At 60.3% G+C, this 17,517-nt stretch carries 14 protein-coding genes; 7 read left to right on the top strand and 7 right to left on the bottom strand.

What is annotated here, in order from left to right:
- Positions 1-78: 78 nt before the first annotated feature.
- The 3 genes from OH720_RS12340 (at position 79) to galE (ending at position 5,301) form a co-directional block, all read left to right on the top strand.
- Positions 79-1,605: an O-antigen ligase family protein gene (locus OH720_RS12340; protein ID WP_272605832.1), complete on the top strand. Its 1,527-nt coding sequence runs from the start codon at positions 79-81 to the stop codon at positions 1,603-1,605.
- A 5-nt stretch (positions 1,606-1,610) separates the two neighbouring features.
- Positions 1,611-4,244 carry a glycosyl hydrolase family 5 gene (locus tag OH720_RS12335; protein WP_272605831.1) on the top strand — a complete coding sequence of 878 codons (2,634 nt, stop codon included), beginning with the start codon at positions 1,611-1,613 and terminating at the stop codon, positions 4,242-4,244.
- 79 nt (positions 4,245-4,323) lie between these two features.
- A complete protein-coding gene (galE, locus tag OH720_RS12330; protein ID WP_272605830.1) occupies positions 4,324-5,301 on the top strand; it encodes a UDP-glucose 4-epimerase GalE in 978 nt (325 codons plus the stop codon).
- Positions 5,302-5,943: 642 nt separating this feature from the next.
- Here galE and OH720_RS12325 read toward each other — a convergent pair.
- The 7 genes from OH720_RS12325 to OH720_RS12295 all read right to left on the bottom strand — a co-directional run bounded on the left by OH720_RS12325 (position 5,944) and on the right by OH720_RS12295 (position 12,172).
- Positions 5,944-6,732 (bottom strand): CpsD/CapB family tyrosine-protein kinase, encoded by a 789-nt coding sequence (locus tag OH720_RS12325; protein ID WP_008061510.1) that lies wholly within the window; start codon positions 6,730-6,732, stop codon positions 5,944-5,946.
- 11 nt (positions 6,733-6,743) lie between these two features.
- The gene (locus OH720_RS12320; RefSeq protein ID WP_272605829.1) at positions 6,744-8,306 is read right to left on the bottom strand and encodes a GumC family protein; all 1,563 of its coding nucleotides are present in this window, start codon (positions 8,304-8,306) and stop codon (positions 6,744-6,746) included.
- A gap of 20 nt (positions 8,307-8,326) precedes the next feature.
- Positions 8,327-9,445, bottom strand: coding sequence for a hypothetical protein (locus OH720_RS12315; protein WP_272605828.1), 1,119 nt, complete (start codon positions 9,443-9,445; stop codon positions 8,327-8,329).
- Between the two features lie 26 nt (positions 9,446-9,471).
- Complete coding sequence (locus OH720_RS12310) at positions 9,472-10,029, bottom strand: polysaccharide biosynthesis/export family protein (RefSeq protein WP_272605827.1); 558 nt, start codon at positions 10,027-10,029, stop codon at positions 9,472-9,474.
- A gap of 110 nt (positions 10,030-10,139) precedes the next feature.
- Positions 10,140-10,619 (bottom strand): hypothetical protein, encoded by a 480-nt coding sequence (locus OH720_RS12305; RefSeq protein ID WP_272605826.1) that lies wholly within the window; start codon positions 10,617-10,619, stop codon positions 10,140-10,142.
- A 415-nt stretch (positions 10,620-11,034) separates the two neighbouring features.
- Positions 11,035-11,553 (bottom strand): G/U mismatch-specific DNA glycosylase, encoded by a 519-nt coding sequence (gene mug, locus OH720_RS12300; protein WP_272605825.1) that lies wholly within the window; start codon positions 11,551-11,553, stop codon positions 11,035-11,037.
- Positions 11,546-12,172 carry a TetR/AcrR family transcriptional regulator gene (locus OH720_RS12295; protein WP_272605824.1) on the bottom strand — a complete coding sequence of 209 codons (627 nt, stop codon included), beginning with the start codon at positions 12,170-12,172 and terminating at the stop codon, positions 11,546-11,548. Before OH720_RS12295 ends, mug begins: the two co-directional genes overlap by 8 nt.
- Positions 12,173-12,422: 250 nt before the next feature.
- On the opposite strand from OH720_RS12295, the gene OH720_RS12290 reads away from it, so the two are divergent.
- Genes OH720_RS12290 through OH720_RS12275 form a run of 4 tightly spaced genes read left to right on the top strand, consistent with a single transcriptional unit; the run spans position 12,423 to position 17,501 of the window.
- On the top strand, positions 12,423-13,541 hold the full coding sequence (locus tag OH720_RS12290; protein WP_272605823.1) for an HlyD family secretion protein: 1,119 nt from the start codon (positions 12,423-12,425) through the stop codon (positions 13,539-13,541).
- The gene (locus OH720_RS12285) at positions 13,541-15,040 is read left to right on the top strand and encodes an MDR family MFS transporter (RefSeq protein ID WP_272605822.1); all 1,500 of its coding nucleotides are present in this window, start codon (positions 13,541-13,543) and stop codon (positions 15,038-15,040) included. Before OH720_RS12290 ends, OH720_RS12285 begins: the two co-directional genes overlap by 1 nt.
- Positions 15,041-15,059: 19 nt before the next feature.
- Positions 15,060-16,520, top strand: coding sequence for an efflux transporter outer membrane subunit (locus OH720_RS12280; protein ID WP_272605821.1), 1,461 nt, complete (start codon positions 15,060-15,062; stop codon positions 16,518-16,520).
- A gap of 30 nt (positions 16,521-16,550) precedes the next feature.
- Positions 16,551-17,501, top strand: a complete 951-nt coding sequence (locus OH720_RS12275) for an aldo/keto reductase (protein WP_272605820.1) — start codon at positions 16,551-16,553, stop codon at positions 17,499-17,501.
- The last annotated feature ends 16 nt before the right edge of the window (positions 17,502-17,517 follow it).

Genomic DNA, 17,517 nt, shown 5'->3' with positions numbered 1-17,517 from the left:
ACGAAAGGTACTATAGTCGCTATTAGGTAAACCACTAGCCATTAGCCATCGCTCACTCATCAAATATATCGGTAGCCCATGCCTGAGCACTTTCGCGCGTTAGTCGTCATCCTGGTCCTTGCCGGTATCGTCTTCGCTTTTGCACGGCGACCGGCGGCAGATCTGATCCCTCTCAGTGATTTCACCCGTCGGCGCAATCTATGGTTCGCATTGACGCTGGTGGCCTTTGTCTCCCACAGCTTCTGGGTGTATGCGGGCGTTACCGCTATCATCCTGACGGTCACGCGACAGCGTGAGCGCAACCCCGTGACGTTGTTTTTCTTCCTGTTGTTTCTCATTCCTCCGGCCTCGGCGCAGGTCCCCGGCTTCGGCCTGGTCAACTATTTTGTTGACCTGAACCATGTACGTATATTGTCCCTGTGCGTGCTGCTCCCGGCGTTTCTCGCCTTGCGCAGGAAGCCCGATACCCTGCCCTTCGGACGCATCTGGCCGGACAAACTGCTGCTCGCCTTTCTCCTCCTGACTGCCGCGCTTTCCCTGCGCCAGACCACGGCCACAGACACGTTGCGTCATTCGCTCACTCTGTTCTTCGATGTTTTTCTGCCTTACTACGTTGCCAGCCGGGCGCTGAAGAATGTCAGCGATTTCAAGGACGCACTGTTGGGCTTTTTACTCGCGGCCATGGTGCTGTCGCTGATCGGTCTCTTCGAATTTTCCCGCCGATGGCTGCTGTACAACGCACTGACCGACGCCATGGGCGTGCAATGGGAAATCGCCACCTATCTGAGCCGTGGCGGCTCGCTGCGCGCCAGCGTCACCACCGGCCAGGCCATTGCGCTGGGCTATGTCATCGCCGTGGCCACCGGCTTTTACCTGTTCCTGCAGGAGGGCGTGCGCAGCAAAATGCAGCGACGACTCGGCGCCCTCCTGCTCGCCGGAGGCCTGTTTGCGCCCCTGTCGCGCGGCCCATGGATCGGTGTCGCCGTCATGATCGTCATGTTCATCGGCACCGGCCGTTATCCAGTCAGGCGCCTGATGCTGCTCGGGTTCGCCGCAGTGCTCTCCCTGCCCTTGCTGGCCGTCTTGCCCGGCGGGCAGAAAATCATTGATCTGCTGCCCTTCATCGGCTCGGTGGAAGCCGACAACATCACCTACCGCCAGCGCTTGATCGATAACTCGCTGATCGTCATCCAGCGCAATCTGTGGCTGGGCTCCTTCGATTACCGCAGCACCCCTGAAATGCAGTCAATGATCCAGGGCCAGGGCATCATCGACATCGTCAACACCTATATCGCCATTGCCCTGCAAATGGGCGTTATCGGGCTGTCGCTGTTCGTGTCATTCTTTGGCACGATCGTGTTCGGCATTCGCAAGGCGATGCGTTCGTTCCCCAACCGGGACGATGAGTCGTACCGCCTCGGGCGCGCCTTGCTGGCGACACTGGCCGGGATATTGGTGACCATCATCACCGTCAGCAGCATTACCGTAATCCCCGTGGTGTATTGGTCGGTAGCCGGGCTGGGCGTGTCCTATGCTCAGATGGCGCGCAGGCTCAAGCGCGCACAGACGGAAAGCAGCAAGAGTACCCTCCAACGGACCTGGTAACGCTCATGACGAGTTTTTTTTACCGCATGCCCTTGCTGTCAGTCTTTCTTCTGTTTCTTGTCATTTGGCCATTGAGCACCCGGGCAGCGGAGTGGGTCGCGAGCGTCGATGAACGCAGCGGCCTGCCCCAGGTTACGCGTGGCGGCAGCCCAGCCGTCGCCTCGCAATTCGTCTTTTGGGGCGGCAATTGGGACTGGGCGGATTTTACCCCTTCGCTCAAGGTGATCTCGCCCTATGTCTACGCCATGGAGGGCAAGAGCCAGAAGCTGGATTTCGACGCGACCGGGCAGATTCGCAAGGTGGGCGAGCAGACGTTGATCACGGACCTTGTCCTGGATGCCCACAGCCTTAAGACGAACGTAATGGGCGGGGGCATCGTCTTCAACTTCGACCCGGCCCTTGCCGAAGAAATGGGCGAGCCGGTGTTGCTGCCCGACAACCGTGGCTGGTCCTGGGGCAATGCCCAGGGGCGGCGCTTCGAGATGCGCTTCGAGCCTGCGCTGGCGAGGGTGTATTTCGAACCCGGTGATCGATCCCAGGTACGGGCGTTTCTCTACAAGGAGCGGATTGAACCCGGTCGCAAAACCTTCAAGGCCACGTTCAGCGTGTCCGGTGATGCGGTGCTGGTCCCGACCGCCACCGAGCGCTTCGGGATCGCGGACCCGAAAACCTGGCCGAGCGACAGACTGGACTGGAAAACCTCACCGGTCGACCTGTCCTTTCTCAATGCCCAGGAAAAGCCCGCGGGCAAGCGCGGCTTCGTCAAGGCAGCCGGCGAGCAACTGCTGTTTGCCGACAACACCCCGGCACGCTTCTGGGGCACCAACCTGTCGGCCTATACGCTGTTTCGCACGCCGGACGATGCGATCAAGCTGCAGGCCAAGCGCCTCTCGGCCCTGGGTTTCAATCTGGTGCGGTTGCATCACCATGACTCGCTGTGGGTCTTTCCCAACATCTTCGGTGACGGCCGGGAGGTGCATGATACCCAGCGCCTGAGCCAGGAATCACTGAAGAAGCTCGATTGGTGGATCAAGTGCCTGAAGGACGAGGGCATCTATGTCTGGCTCGACATGCACGTCGGACGAGGCCTCTGGGCGAACGACAACATCTTTGGCTTCGATGAATTGCCGAAGAACCAGTATGGCATCGCCGACCTCAAGGGCTACGCCTACGTAAACGTCACGATCCAGCAGGCCATGAAACGCTTTGCCAAGGATTACCTGAGCCACGTAAACAGCTATACGGGCCTGGCCTACAAGGACGATCCGGCGATCGCCGCCGTGCTGATCACCAACGAAAACGACATCACCCAACACTATGGCAACGCCCTGTTGCCCGACAAGTCTGTGCCCAAGCACAACGAGCTGTACATGAAGGCTGCCAAGGCCTTTGCCAAGCAGCACGACCTGTCCGAAAACCAGACCTGGCGGTCCTGGGAGCCTGGCCCTGCCAAACTGTTCCTCAACGACCTGGAACAGCGCTTCAACGCCGACATGATCGATTCCTTGCGCGAAACAGGCGTAAAAGTGCCGATTGCCACGACCAGCAGTTGGGGCGGCAACGGCCTGAGCGCCCTGCCCGCCCTGACCGCCGGGGACGTGATCGACGTCCACAGCTACGGTGGCCCGGGACAGCTTGAGAAAAACCCGCTGACCAGCGCCAATCTGCTGGACTGGATCGCCGCCGGCCAGGTCGTCGGCAAACCCCTGACCGTCACGGAATGGAACAACGAACCCTTCCCCATCGCCGACCGCCATTCGCTGCCACTTTATATGGCCGGCACGGCCAGTCACCAGGGCTGGGATGCGCTGATGCAATATGCCTACAGTCAGGAGGACCTCACCGGGCAATCGATATCGGCCGACAACTGGCACGCCTACAGCGACCCGGCCATGCTGGCAACCCTGCCCGCCGCTGCCTTGCTTTATCGTCGCGCCGACGTTCACGAAGCGAAGACGGCCTATGTCTTCGCACCGACGCCGCAGACCCTGTTCAACCAAAGCATCACACCGGCCAATTCGGCCCTGCTGCGCACCGCCATGGAGAAAGGCAAGCTGCAGATCGCCATGCCAAAGACGCCGCAACTGCCCTGGTTGCAACCGGGCATCATCGCCAGCAACGCACAGGTGTTCCATGACCCGGCCCAGTCGCTGCTGGACGCCACGGCCAGCGAGTCCACCACCGACACCGGTGAACTCAAGCGCAACTGGAAACAAGGCCTCTACACCATCGATACGCCTCGCACCCAGGCGGCCACCGGCTGGATCGGCGGTGAGTCGATCAAGCTGGGCAATATCCAGGTGAAAATCAAGACCGCCTACGCCAGCGTGGTGGTGCAAAGCCTGGACGACGCGCCCGTCGGCAAGTCCGCGAACCTGTTGATTTCCCTGGGCACCCGGGCCATCCCCAAAGACAACAACAAGACGCCTTTCTACGTAGAACCCCTTGAAGGCACGCTAACCCTGCAGGCCCCCCCGGGCTTGACCCTGTTCACCCAGGGCGGACCTCTTGGACAACCTGGAAAACTGCCTGCCACCTACCAGGATGGCCGCTACACGATCAAGTTCGACGGCCTGCAGGCGCACAATTGGCTGTTCCTGAAAAATAATCCATCGCAAGCGAGTGACAGTCTCAAGTGACCTCGCAGGTCACTGGTCTCTTTTGAAGGACGGGTCAAGCGCCTCGCGCTGACACCGCAACGATGTCAAGGAGAGCTGCATGAAATTTCTGGTGATTGGCGGCGCGGGCTACATCGGTTCACACATGGTCAAGCAGCTGCTTGGCGCGGGGCATGAACTGGTGGTAGCGGACAATTTTTCCACGGGCTATCGCAGCGCAGTGCTGGGCGGGACACTGGTCGAGCTCGACATCGCCGACGCCCAGGCGCTGGACGCCTTGTTCAGCGCCCACCACTTCGATGCCGTGTTCCACTTCGCCTCCTTCATCCAGGTGGGCGAGTCCGTCACCGAACCGGCCAAGTATTACCAGAACAACCTGGCGGCCACCCTGACGCTGCTCAAGGCCATGGTTCGCGCCGGGATCAAGCACTTCATTTTCTCCTCGACCGCCGCCGTCTATGGCGACCCGGAGTATGTACCCATCGATGAAGCGCACCCCAAGGCCGCGATCAACCCCTATGGTCGCAGCAAGTGGATGGTGGAGCAGATGCTGGAAGATTTCGACCGTGCCTATGGGCTCAAGTCGGTGTGCCTGCGCTACTTCAACGCCGCCGGCGCGGACCCCGATGGGCAGTTGGGTGAACGCCATGAACCGGAGACCCACCTGCTGCCGCTGATCCTGCAGGCCGCCTCGGGCCGGCGCAAGACCATCACCGTCTACGGCTTTGACTACGACACGCCGGACGGCACCTGCATTCGCGACTACGTACACGTTTGTGACCTGGTGGCTGCCCACGCGCTGGCCGTGGACTATTTATTGGCGGGAGGTAGCAGCACGGCCTTCAACCTCGGCAATGGCCAGGGTTTCTCGGTGCAGCAAGTGATCGACACGGCGCGCCGCGTGACCGGCCGGGACATCTTTATCAGCGAAGCGCCACGCCGCGTTGGCGACCCGCCACGGCTGGTGGCGGATGCGCGCAGGGCCAACAGCCTGCTGGGCTGGCGACCGCAATATGCCACGCTGGAACAGATCGTGGCGCATGCCTGGGCGTGGGAGAAGAAGTATCCGTGGCAGTGAAGGCGGCGTATTTAGTCGACATAATCCAGGCAGGCTTGGAGGCCGCCTTCGCTGGCAAGCCAGCTCCCACAGTTGATCGGGTACATCCGCGAGCGACGGGTCGACCGTCAGACCGCCATCGCGAGCAAGCTCGCGCCCACAGAAAAGCAATAGCAAAAGCAAAAGCAAAAACAAAAACAAAGCGGCCTACACCCACCCGCTCTTCACCACTCTTCAGGTCGAGCGTTAGCTCGCCTCCAGCTTTTGATCTTGATCTGCCAGCCCCTTCGGCAGGCTGAGTGGAGGTGTTCATCCGGGGGGTAGGCGCGTAGCGCCGTGCGGCGAAGCCGCACACATCGAGAGGAGGTCGAAGCGAAGCCGACCGGAGGCGATGCCCCCGGATGAATGCCGGAGCGAAGGAACACCGAGCCTTAGCGAGGGGCCGGACGCTGGGGCAAGACTTTTTGGTTCCTTTTGTCTGGGCCGGCACTCCGGGCGTTTGACAAAAGGGACTCGCCGTAAGGGCGAAACCATAAGTGGCCGTTACCGCAGCAATGGATATGTACTCAGTCAACAAATAACAAGTCGGCTGTCAGGCCGCCATCGCGAGCAGGCTCACTCCTACAGTAGATCGGGTATGAACGCGAGCCGTACGGCGATCTCCTAGTAAGGCCGTTTCGCCGGCCCGGACTTGTTCAACACCGTACCAATCAGATTCGCCCTGCCCAGATGATGCAGACTCTCCTCGATCTCCTTCTTGGTGTTCATGCCGTTGGCAACCACCAGCAGCACACAGTCGAACTTGGGCAGCACGGTAATCACATCGTCCGAACTCAACACCGGCGGCAAGTCAAAGATCACGACACGAGAGTTGTAGCGTTCACGCAGATCAACGATCAAATCGCTCACCGCCGGCGAGGACAACACCTCGGTGGAAAGCGGAATCGGCTCGCGCGTCGGCAGCACCACAAAACGCGGCAAGGTCGGGTTGACCAACACCTCCTGCAGCTCTGCTTCGTTGCTCAGAAATTCATTGAGCGATTTTTCCATCGGCAGCCCCAGGTAGCTACCCACCTTGGGACAACGCAAATCGAAATCCACCAGCAGCGCCGTCTTGGTCGTGTGATGCGCGATACTCATTGCCAGGTTGATCGCCAACACCGACTTGCCCGCCTCCGGTGTCGGCGAGGTAATGGCCAGTGTGCGCCAGCCATTTTCCTCCATGGCCTTGAGGACCTGGGTACGCAGCAGATCGAACGCCCAGCCCATGTTCGAATTCTTGTTGTAGGCGACAATGCGATGGCGCTCCAGATGCTCTGCCCGCAACGGTACGACCTTGGTTTGCACGTAGCTGAGTGCATTGAGCGGTGCAGGCTGTCCGGATGAAGAGAGCACCAGGCCTGACGAAGGCAATTGTTCGCCTTTACCCAGAGGTGGCTTAATAATTTCCATCGCAATATTCCTTATTCAAACCGCGCCAGAGCCTTGAACATCAGCAAATCCAGTGGCATGTAGAAGAAGTGCAGGAGCACCAGGGAAACCACGATCATCAAGATGCCACAGAGCACCAGTATCGTTCGCCACTGTTTGCGACGAGCCAGTTCCGCCTGGGTATGAATGTAGGGGATGGCCACCAGTACGCGCCTGCCCAGCACACTGGTCAGCGCGTCCACGCCACGTACCCGCTGGCTCAGCATCTCGAGCAGCATCACCAGTGCACCCGCCCCTACCGGCGCGAGGACAAAGCCCAGGGCCACGACTTTCTTGCGGTTCGGCCGCACCGGTTTTTCCGGCATCAACGGCGCTTCGAGCAGCACGAAACGCTCGGCTTTGTTTTCCTGCTCCAGGCTTTCGGTAATTTTCGCACTCATCTCCTTGGTGCGGATTTCCTCATACTTCTTGCGTGCGTTTTCATGGTCACGCATCAGTGTGACCAAGCCGCGTTCCACTTGCGGCGCCTCGAGAATCTGGCTCTCCAGGGTCGCGATCTTGTCGAGCAATTGCTGCTTCTGCGCGGCCAGCGATCTCATGCGCTGCTCCGAGGCGGCAATGCGCGCCTGGACCCTGGCAACCTCCATGCTGACCGGCGTGGTGGAACTGCCACGGCCTTGACTGGCCTGCATGGCGGCAATCTTGCGCTTGATGGCCCGCACATCAGGATGGGCTTCCTTATAGATCGTCAGCAGCCGGGCATACTCGGCCTTGAGGGTGGGCAGATCCTGCACCGGCTCAACGACCGTACCCGCCGTGCCCGGCTTGGTCGACAGGCCGGCATTGGCCGCCGACAGCTCCAGGTCCTGGAAGCGCAACTCTTCGTTGGCCGCCTTGTAGTCACGGTCTATATCCTTGAGTTCGAGTTCAGAGCGCGACAACATGTTCATGCGCAGCTCCTGATGCTCGGGCAGCGCATTGCCATGGGCCTGCTTGAAGTCCGCCAGCTTGTTCTCCAGCACTTCCAGCTCGGTGCGCAGCTTGTTCGCCTCCTGGGTCAGGAACTCGGTGGTTTCACTGGCGCGCTCGGTGCGCTGCTTGATGTTCTCATTGAGGAACAGCGTCACCAGTTCGTTGGCCACTTCGTTCGCGACTTGCGGTTCCCTGTGCTCGAAGGCAAGGCGGAAGGCAATCGTCACCTCGCCTCGCCCCTTCACCGCCGCACTGACCAGGGCGACCGAAATCGCAGCGCGCATCTCTTCGATCTTCTCGGTCAGGGTCAGCCGCCGGCTTCCCGTTTCGAAAAGATTGTACTTGTTGATGATTGCCTCCAAATGCTCGCGGGTCATCACGCGCTGGCGAATGACCTCGATGCGCTCGTCGGCAAAGGTATTGTTGTTCCCCGCCACCAGGTCCGGTGAAATCTGTTGAGATTCCACCAGGATAGTTCCGGACGACTGATAGATCGGTGGCATGGTTGTCGCCACCAATACAGTCGCCCCGATTATCACGGCCACCGTCACAACCAACAGCCAGGCCCGGTGTTTGATTACTGCAATGTAGTCGTTGACCGACATTTCGTATTCAGAGGACATAAATACCACGCTGCTGAAGGTCAGAAGTCGGGGTGACTATAGATCAAGGTCATCCCTATGATGTTGGCATCGGCATCTGGCAAGCCATCTCGCTCGCGCTCTTTGTAGGTGAAGGATAGGCGGGCAAGCCAAAAAGGCGAGAGTTCGCGACTGACATAGGCGCCGTATGTGCGAAAGGTACTGGGCGCGTCCCCTTTGGTTTTTTGCCAGGAGCCATCAACACCGAGACGACTGGTCTCGTCGAGCAGATAACTCCAGTTACCCCGTAGCTCATCGGATTCGATCAGGCCATTCTCCCCGTTGGCGATCGTGCTGCGACTGGCTTCGACACTGGACTCGACACGCTCACCGGTGTAACGCAGGCTCGCGCCACCCTGGCCGGTGGGGCCACTGCTGCTGTCGGAAACCTTGTTCACACCGCCGAACACCGACCCCGTAAACTGCTCGGAGATCTGGAAGTTCACACCGGCCACTGGGGTGTAACTGTTGGAGGAACCAAGGGTGGTCTCGTCCTTGGGCTCATAGCGCGTCGCTTCGAAACGGGTGAACAGTTCGACCCGCTCATTCCATTGATAAAGCCAGCTGAAACGGTTGGTGAGCTCATCGTAGTTGGTCAGCGAGGCGGTGTCGTATTCGACATGGGTGAGGTCGATTTCGTTGACCAAGGTGCTGCGCTCGGTCACCGCGCTTCGCCAGTTACCGCCGATGCTCGAGAGCTTTTGCGTGCCATCGGTCGAGTCTGTCACACCGGTCTGCTGGACTTCAGTGGAAAGCGTCGAACTCTCGATGTATCTCGCCGTGAGTCCATAGCTGCCCTTTTCGGTCTCACGCTGCCAGCCAAACGACAGCCGCGGATCTTCTCGATCGGACACGACGTCTTTATCGGACGAGCGCTCGAGATTGACACCGAGGCCAAACTTCCACTGATCCCGATCAAAATTACCCACCAGCGTGTAATCGGGGGCAATGATCGTTCGCGTGATCGCCTTCTCGTCAGTCGTCAAGAGCAATGGATTGCTGTCGTGCTCGACGGTCATGGGCAGTGCAACTGCCGACTGCCAGGTGCCGGCGTAGGTCATGCCGGAACATGGCAAAGTCAATATTGCCATCACCACTCCGGTTGTTTGCAATGAACGCAAGTTAATCCTTAATGCATCGCGCAATGTCAGGGAACGACCAGCGTATCGCCGGCCTGAAGTTGAAAGTTAGTGGACATGTCATGCCCGGCAATCAGATCGCCGTAGTTGACGGGCAGTACTTTCTGGGTTTTCCCTTCGCGCCGCAAGAGCTTGATATCGTCCTTGTCCGCGAACTTGTCCAAACCGCCGGCCTCGCTCAAGGCTTGCAGTACATCGGTCTCACCGGTCATCTGTACCCTGCCAGGCTTGAGTACCTTGCCCTGGACATAGACGACATTACCCCTGGCCTCCGTGACGACAACGCTCACCTTCGGGTCGGGATAGAATTCATCGTAGGCCTTGGTGATGACCTTTTCGGCTTTAGCCGTATCCAGCCCCTTGACCTGGACTCGCCCCGCCAGCTTCAAGGTAATGTAGCCATCAGGCAGAACCGGGACGACCTCTCTGTTCTCCCGTGGCTCGCCCCAAACGGACACTTCGACAATATCTCCCGCGTTCAGAAGATAGGCATTTTCTTCGGCGGCGCCGGCCATGCTGGGCATGATAGCCAGCGCACACAGTGCAGGTAACATTAAACGCAGCATCTGAATTCCTCCGCCTGGTTAGCACATCTAATGAGGATCAACCGTTACTATCAGCGCCCTCTTTAAACCTGTAACACCCACAAGAAAAAACTGTGTTGCAAAACTGTCATCTAGATCTTGCGCCGGTTAGCGACAACGATGAAACCTAACAGTGCGGAAGAGAATAACCATACAACCGCAGAGACCGGGACTGCATTGGGTTGAGTGACGTGGAACGCCGATTCGCCAGTCATTCCCTTGTCATGTAGCGGATCAATCACGAACTGCTGCGTGGCAACTTCTGTCATTAAACCGTCGCACGCTGAAGTATTGACGGAAGCATTCGCTGCCGACTCGGAACCATTATCAGTGCTGGTAAGTTTGACACTTTTGGCATCTGGCGAAGAGCCGCCATGGTCTTTACCAAGACTTTCCGTCGCGGCTAGGGCACCCTCGGTCGAAGCCGCGGCGGCTTGAGCCCGTGCACCCTCGCAAGCGCTACTTATGCGACTAATTTCATAGGGCAAATTGGCAGCGATGGCACTGGAAACGGCTACTCCATTCAGAGTCGCAAATAACACTATCAACTTAATGAAAACTGTCGTCCGCATATAACCGCCTCCCTGCGCTGAGGGTTTGGATTGAGTCGCTTGAAAAAATCTGAATCAGGCTAAATGGAGCCTATAAGCAGATAGCCAGTACGTCAATAGCACGTCACAATAATAAATAGAAATATAAAACGCCGTCGGATAACGTCAAAAAAACGCCGTAAGCAGCCTAAGTGACGCGTCAGAGACAGCAAGTGTTTATGCGTGCAGTGGCCTCTCATGAAAAGACTGTCAAACCAGCCATCACACAAACAAAACAATGCAATGACAATGCCGCCGAGCGTTGCGTTGATCGCCTCGCATCGGGTAACTGGCCGTCGCCCGCAGGGTCAGTGAACAGCTATGGGCAAGCAATATCCGGGCGGGAAATCAGGTGCGAGCTTGGTGCGCCAGCGCACGCTTTTCTGGCGCCTTCGCGCTAAAACAGGCGCGCGCCTGCCGTCACATACAGCTGGCGGTACGCATCCACCAGTTGTTCAAGGGTAAAGGCGCGATTTCGCCCGCTGGGGTTGGGAAGCACCCAGACCGCGGCATCGCCGAAGGTTTTCGGCTGCGGCCCCCAGGCAACGTCGCGCTGGGCGGACAAGGCGCAGTACGCAGCCTTGCCGAGAAACGCCACGAAGCGTGGCGCAAAACCGGCGATCTTCTGTTCGAAAGCCGCCGCGGCCGCGGCAAATTCGTCTGCCGACAATTGATCGGCACGTGCCGTCGGCCGCTGGACCACTGCCGTCAAACCACAGCCATAGTGCAGAATCATCCGGTCCTGCTCCGGCTGCAGTTGTAGTGACGTAAAACCGGCGAGGTGCAATGTGCGCCAGAAACGATTGCCCCGACCGGCAAAATGATGACCCTGGGTCGCGGCCGTCAAACCTGGGTTGATGCCACAAAAAACCACGTCCAGTTGTGGCGCCAGGATATCGTCGAGCCCCTCACCCACCGCAGATCACACCGACCGCGTTGTGCACGAGCGCCGTCAACTCTGCACGGGACTTGCCGGCCCGCGCACGGATCGAAATGCTGTGCAGCAGCGATGAGGCGAGAACGGCGAGCGCCCCTGCATCGACATCGTCCTTCAACTCGCCGGAGGCAATGGCGGTGCGCAGGCGCGCCTCCAGTTCTGCATCCAGCCTGCTCAGGCGATCGCCCAGCACCTCGCGGATCTGCGGATCCTCGACGGCCTCAGTGGTCGCCGTACCGATGGCGAAACAACCGCGTGGCTGGCCGTCGCCCGAGAAGTAGATCGACAACTGCCCCTCGTAGAAGCGCATCAGCGCCTGGCGCAACGTCAGTTGGCTGTCGCTCAGCGCGGCCTGCATGTCGGCGGCGGCGAACTCCCAGTACTGCTCAAGCGCCTTGATGTACAGGGAATGTTTGTCACCGAAGGCCGCATAGAGGCTGGGGCGATTCATCCCGGCCGCCGTGGCGATGCTGTCCAGGGAGGCGCCGGAATAGCCGGTACTCCAGAACACACCGAGCGCTTGTTGCAACGCCGTTTGCGGGTCATACGCACGGGGCCGGCCGCGGCCTTTGCCCTCTGTCACTTTATTTTGTGCCATACCGTACAAAATCCTTGCAGGAAGGTGGATGAGGGGATATTTTTACACCATCGCACAAAAATAAGGAACCACAAATTCCTTGATCCATGTTTGCTCAAGCGCAGCTCGAACCGGGTGTTGCAGCGACGAAACAGATGCGCCGGAGTGATCCTCCCAAGCGCCTGCGGGTTTGTTTTTCCACAACATTCATTGACGTCGGTGCCAGGCGATTACTGCAGGCCCGCCTTCCCGGTTAAAGGTGCACTCGATCATGACTCAAGCAATCGACATCACGGCTTCGCAGGCCCATGAGGCCCAATCACCGATCAAAAAAACCCTCAAGGAGAAGCTGCGGCCCTGGCTCATGGTGGGCCTGCCTGCCCTCTTCGCCGCCGTTGGCTATGCGCACTACGTGGCGGGCGAACCCTTCGTCACCACCGATAACGCCTACGCCCGAGTGGCCAAGGCTTCGGTCAACGCACGGATTTCCGGGCAGGTCGTGGACATCGCCGTCGCGGACAATCAAAAGGTCAGCAAGGGCCAGGTGCTGTTTCGCCTCGACCCCAAGCCATTGCAGATCGCGATCGATCGTGCGCAAGCGCAACTGAGTGTCGCGCGGCTGCGCATCGATGGGCTCAAGGCCAGCTACCGTCAGCAGCAGGCTGAACTGCAATCGGCCAAAGAGTCGGCGGACTTCGACCAGAAGGAATTTGCCCGCAAGAAAGCGCTGGTCGCGACCGAGTTCGTCTCCCGGGCTCTTTATGAGCGCGCGGAAACCGACCTGAAGATTGCACGGCAACGCATCGCCTCGATCGATCAACAGATCGCCAGCACCGTCGTCGCCTTGAATGGCAACCCCAACATCGAGGCCGACACTCACCCCTCGGTGCGTGAAGCCAAGGCGCAGCTCGATGAAGCGCAGCTGTACCTTTCCTACGCCACGGTGCATGCGCCAGCCGACGGCATTGTCGCCAAGGTCGATGACCTGCAGGTGGGCAACTATCTCAACAGCGGCGCGCCAGCCTTTGCGTTGATCAGCGACCATGAGATCTGGGTCGAGGCCAACTTCCGGGAAACCCAGGTCACGCACATGCGTGCGGGCCAGGAAGCGAGCATCAGCATCGACACCTACCCGGGGCGCGTGTTCAAGGCCCACATAACCAGCATGAGCCCCGGCGCCGGGTCGGACTTTGCCCTGCTGCCGCCGGAAAACGCCACCGGCAACTGGGTCAAGGTGGTCCAGCGGGTACCGGTTCGCCTCGAACTGGATGACGCGGACCCTGCCCTGCCGCTGTTTTCCGGCACCAGCGCCACGGTCAAGGTCGATACCGGGCATCGCACGCCATGGTGGTACCCGCTCAAGTCGCTGTTGACCGCAGGTAACTTCTGATGAACGCCCATGCACAGACATCTCCAGAGGGAGGCGGTGCGCGCTCGCTCAGGTTGGCGGTGCTGCTCGCCACTTACATGCAGTCGGCCAACCTGCCGCTGCCCAATGCGGTACTGCGGCTGATTCAAGGCAGCCTGTCGATGACCGACGACCAGGCTGGCTGGATCTTCACGGCGTACCTCGCGGCAAGCGCCATCACCCTGCCGATTGCCCAGTGGCTTGCCGGGCGTTTTGGCCTGAAGCTTGTCTATCAGGCCGCGCTGGCCTTCTTCGTCCTCGGCTTGCTGCTGGCGACGGTGGCCACGACGCCGCTGCAATTCATCGGTGCGCGAATCATCCAGGGCCTGGCCAGTGGTGTTCTGGCGCCCCTGTCGATGGCGATTGCCATGGAAACGCTGGCGCCCGAGAAGCGCATGAAGTTCGGCGCGACCTGGACCGTCATCGTGCTGCTGGGCATCGTCAGCGGCCCGAGCATCGGTGGCTGGATCGCCGAACATTTCGACTGGCGCCCGATCTTCTACATCAGCCTTCCGCTGTCGGCGTACATCTTCCTGGTCGTGGCCCTGTTGCTGGCCGAGAAAAAAGCTGACAAGGCGCCGTCCTTCGATTTCTTCGGCTTTGGCAGTTTCACCCTCGGCCTGATCAGCCTGCAGATGCTGCTCGACCGTGGTGAACGCCTGGACTGGTTCGACTCGGCGGAAATCTGGATCGAGGCACTGGCCTGTGGGCTGGGGTTGTACTGGTTCATGGTGCACCGGTTGACCCGCAAGGCGCATTTCCTCAACAAGCGCCTGTTCCACGATCGCAATTTCGTGCTGTCGACCGTCATCTTTTTCGCCGTGGGTTTCGTGCTGCTGTCGACCATGGCGCTGACCTCGCCGATGCTCGATGAAATTCTCGGCTACCCGCCAGACACCACCGGTGCGCTGACCATCCCGCGCGGCCTCGGGCTGGTGGGTGCGTTTGTGCTGATGGGGCGGCTGCCCGAGCGCTTCGACCGACGGCTGCTCGTGGCGGCAGGCGTGGCCCTGGTGATCTATGCCAATGCCCTGATGCTGGATTTTTCGCCCTTGATGGACTGGTCGCCAGTAGCGGTTGCGGGCGCCATCCAGGGGATCGGCATCGGCATGTTGATGCCAGCACTGACCAAGGTGGCGTTCAGCACCCTCGACCCCGCGCTGCGTGCGGAGGGTACCGGCCTGTTCAATCTTTCGCGTGTCTACGGCAGCACCCTGGGCGTGGCGATCGTGCAGATTTTTTTCTTCAACAATACCCAGGCGATGCACCTGGCGCTGGTCAGCAACGTGACGCCCTATCGCGCCGCCGCCCATTTCGGCACGGCGTCGATACCCTTGCCGGCACTGGAAGGGCTTAACCACATGATCACCCACCAGGCCGCGTTCATCGCCGTCGTCGACCAGTTCAAGATCCTGCTGGTGGCGATGCTGGTGGTGAGCCCGCTGGTGGTCTTTCTTCGCAAGCCGAAACCGGCCAACTAGTTTTCGTGGAGTCTGCGTTATGAAATCCAGTCATCTGTTCCCAACGAAAATCTCGGCACTGGCGGCGCTGGTCTTGCTCTCTGCCTGCACCGTCGGCCCTGACTTCAAGACCCCGCCGGCGAGCCCGTCGCAACACTACGATCAACAGGCCGAGCAGCGTTTGGGCCAGGGTGGTTCGCAGCGCATTGCCCTGGGCAGCAAAGTCCGTGGCCAATGGTGGTCCGCCTTTGGCTCGCCCAAGCTCGATCAGCTGGTACGCCGCGCCATCGACGGCAACCTGGAGCTGGTCGCTGCCGACGCCACGATCCGCCAGGCGGCGCAATCGGTGGCCGCGGCGCAAGGTGCGCTGTACCCACAGGTCGACTTCGGCGCAACAGCGGGTCGCCAACGGCTGCACAACGCCAAGGAGCCGTCGGTCACCAATTTCTATGCGATCGGGCCCCGGGTCGGTTTCGACCTCGATGTCTTCGGTGGCAACAAGCGGCTGGTCGAGCAGGAGCAAGCCTTTACCGACCTGCAAAAGCATCGTTATGAAGCGGCGTACCTGACCCTGACCGGCGAGGTCGCCAGCCAGGCGTTGCTGGTGGCCTCTGCCAATGCGCAGATGCAGGCCGTGGACACCTTGCTGGCCAACGACGCCCGGAACCTCGAACTGGTGCGCACCGCCCATGCCAGCGGTACCACCACGCAGATCGATGTTTCGCTGGCCGAAACCCGGCTTGCCCAGGACCGCACGCTGCTGCCACCCCTGGCTCAGCAACGGGATGCGGCACGCCATGCGCTGTCGATCCTGACGGGTAAAGGCCCGGCTGACTGGATTGCGCCGGACTTTCACCTCGACGAATTTGCCTTGCCGTCGAACGTGCCGGTCGCCCTGCCCTCGGAAATGGCCCACGACCGTCCGGACGTGCGCCAGGCCGAGGCCGAGCTGCACATCGCCAGCGCCGCCGTCGGCGTGGCGACCGCCAATCTCTATCCACGGGTGACCTTGTCCGCCTCCCTGGCCCAGGCCGCATCAGGCAATGGCGGCGCGGCCCTCTGGGGCTTCGCGGCGGGCATCGCCGGGCCGATCTTCAACGGCGGAACCCTCAAGGCCGAACGCCAGGCCGCCGTGGAGGGTTACAACGCGACGCTCGCCGGCTACCAGCAGACCGTCATCAGCTCGTTCGGCCAGGTCGCGGACACGCTGCAAGCGATCAACCATGACGCCCAGGAATTTCGCGCCCAGGAGGATGCACTGCAAGCCGCCGACACCAGCTTGCGCCTGAACCGGCAAGCCTACGCCCAGGGGGAGAACAGCATCCTCCAGGTGCTCGAAGCCGAGCGAGCCTACCAACAGGCGCTGCTGGGCCAGATCCGGGTCAAGACCGCGCAATACCTCGACACCGTGCAGCTGTTTGTCGCCCTCGGCGGCAACTCTGTCGGCGTGTTCGAGCAACGGGTTGCCAGTGCCCAGGCGCCACAACGTTCGTATCAGTAGAGGCTGCGGCCTCGGTAATTGGAGAAAGACATGTCCTACGAAGCCTTCCACGATGAACTACGCGATACCCGGTTTGCCCTCAATCACGGTTCGGGGCAGCTGCCCGCCGTGGGTTTCGGCACCCTGTTCAAGGACCTCGGCGTAACCACCCAGGCGATCACCCACGCGTTGGAAACCGGCTTCCGCCATTTCGATTGTGCGGAGCGTTATCGCAATGAGGAAAGTGTCGGCGTTGCCCTGCGCGCTTTTATGGACGCCGGCAAAGCACGGCGCGTAGACCTGTTCATCACCACCAAGCTGTGGAACACCAACCACCGGCCCGAGCGGGTGTTGCCGGCCTTTGAAGCCAGTTGCCGACGGCTGCAGGTGGACTACATCGATTGCTACCTGATCCACACGCCCTTCGCTTTTCAAGCCGGGGATGACCAGGACCCCAGGGATGCCTTTGGCCATGTCCTCTACGATTCCGGCGTGACCCTGATCGACACCTGGCGGGCCCTTGAGCAACTGGTGGATGAAGGTCGCTGCCGGTCCATCGGCCTGTCGGACATCACCCTGGAGGCGCTGAAAGAGATCGTCGCCGTGGCGCGGATCAAGCCCGCGGTGGTGCAAGTCGAATCCCACCCTTACCTGCCGGAATGGGAGTTGCTGGAATTCTGCAAAGAGCACGGGATCATCCTCCTGGCCTTCGCGCCGCTGGGCCACGGCATGGAACCGAACGTGCTGGAAGACGAGGTGATCCAGGGCATCGCCCGGCACTTGCAAAGAACCCCGGCGCAAGTGGCACTGGCCTGGGCGGTACAGCGCGGCGCCGCGTTCTTGACCACCTCGGCGACCCTGGGCCATATCCAGGAAAACTTCGATATCACCACCCTGCCCCACCGGGCCATGCTGGAAATTCGCCAGGAGATCACAACGCGGATACGCTTCAACTCGGTAGTGGAAACCGGCGTACCGGGATTCATCCCGCGCAAGAAATGACAGGCCTCGAAGGGAC

It is taken from the genome of Pseudomonas sp. WJP1 (assembly GCF_028471945.1).
In the GTDB taxonomy this organism is placed as follows: domain Bacteria; phylum Pseudomonadota; class Gammaproteobacteria; order Pseudomonadales; family Pseudomonadaceae; genus Aquipseudomonas.
Note: the sequence above shows the minus strand (reverse complement) of the source record. Positions and strands in the feature narration are given on the sequence as shown.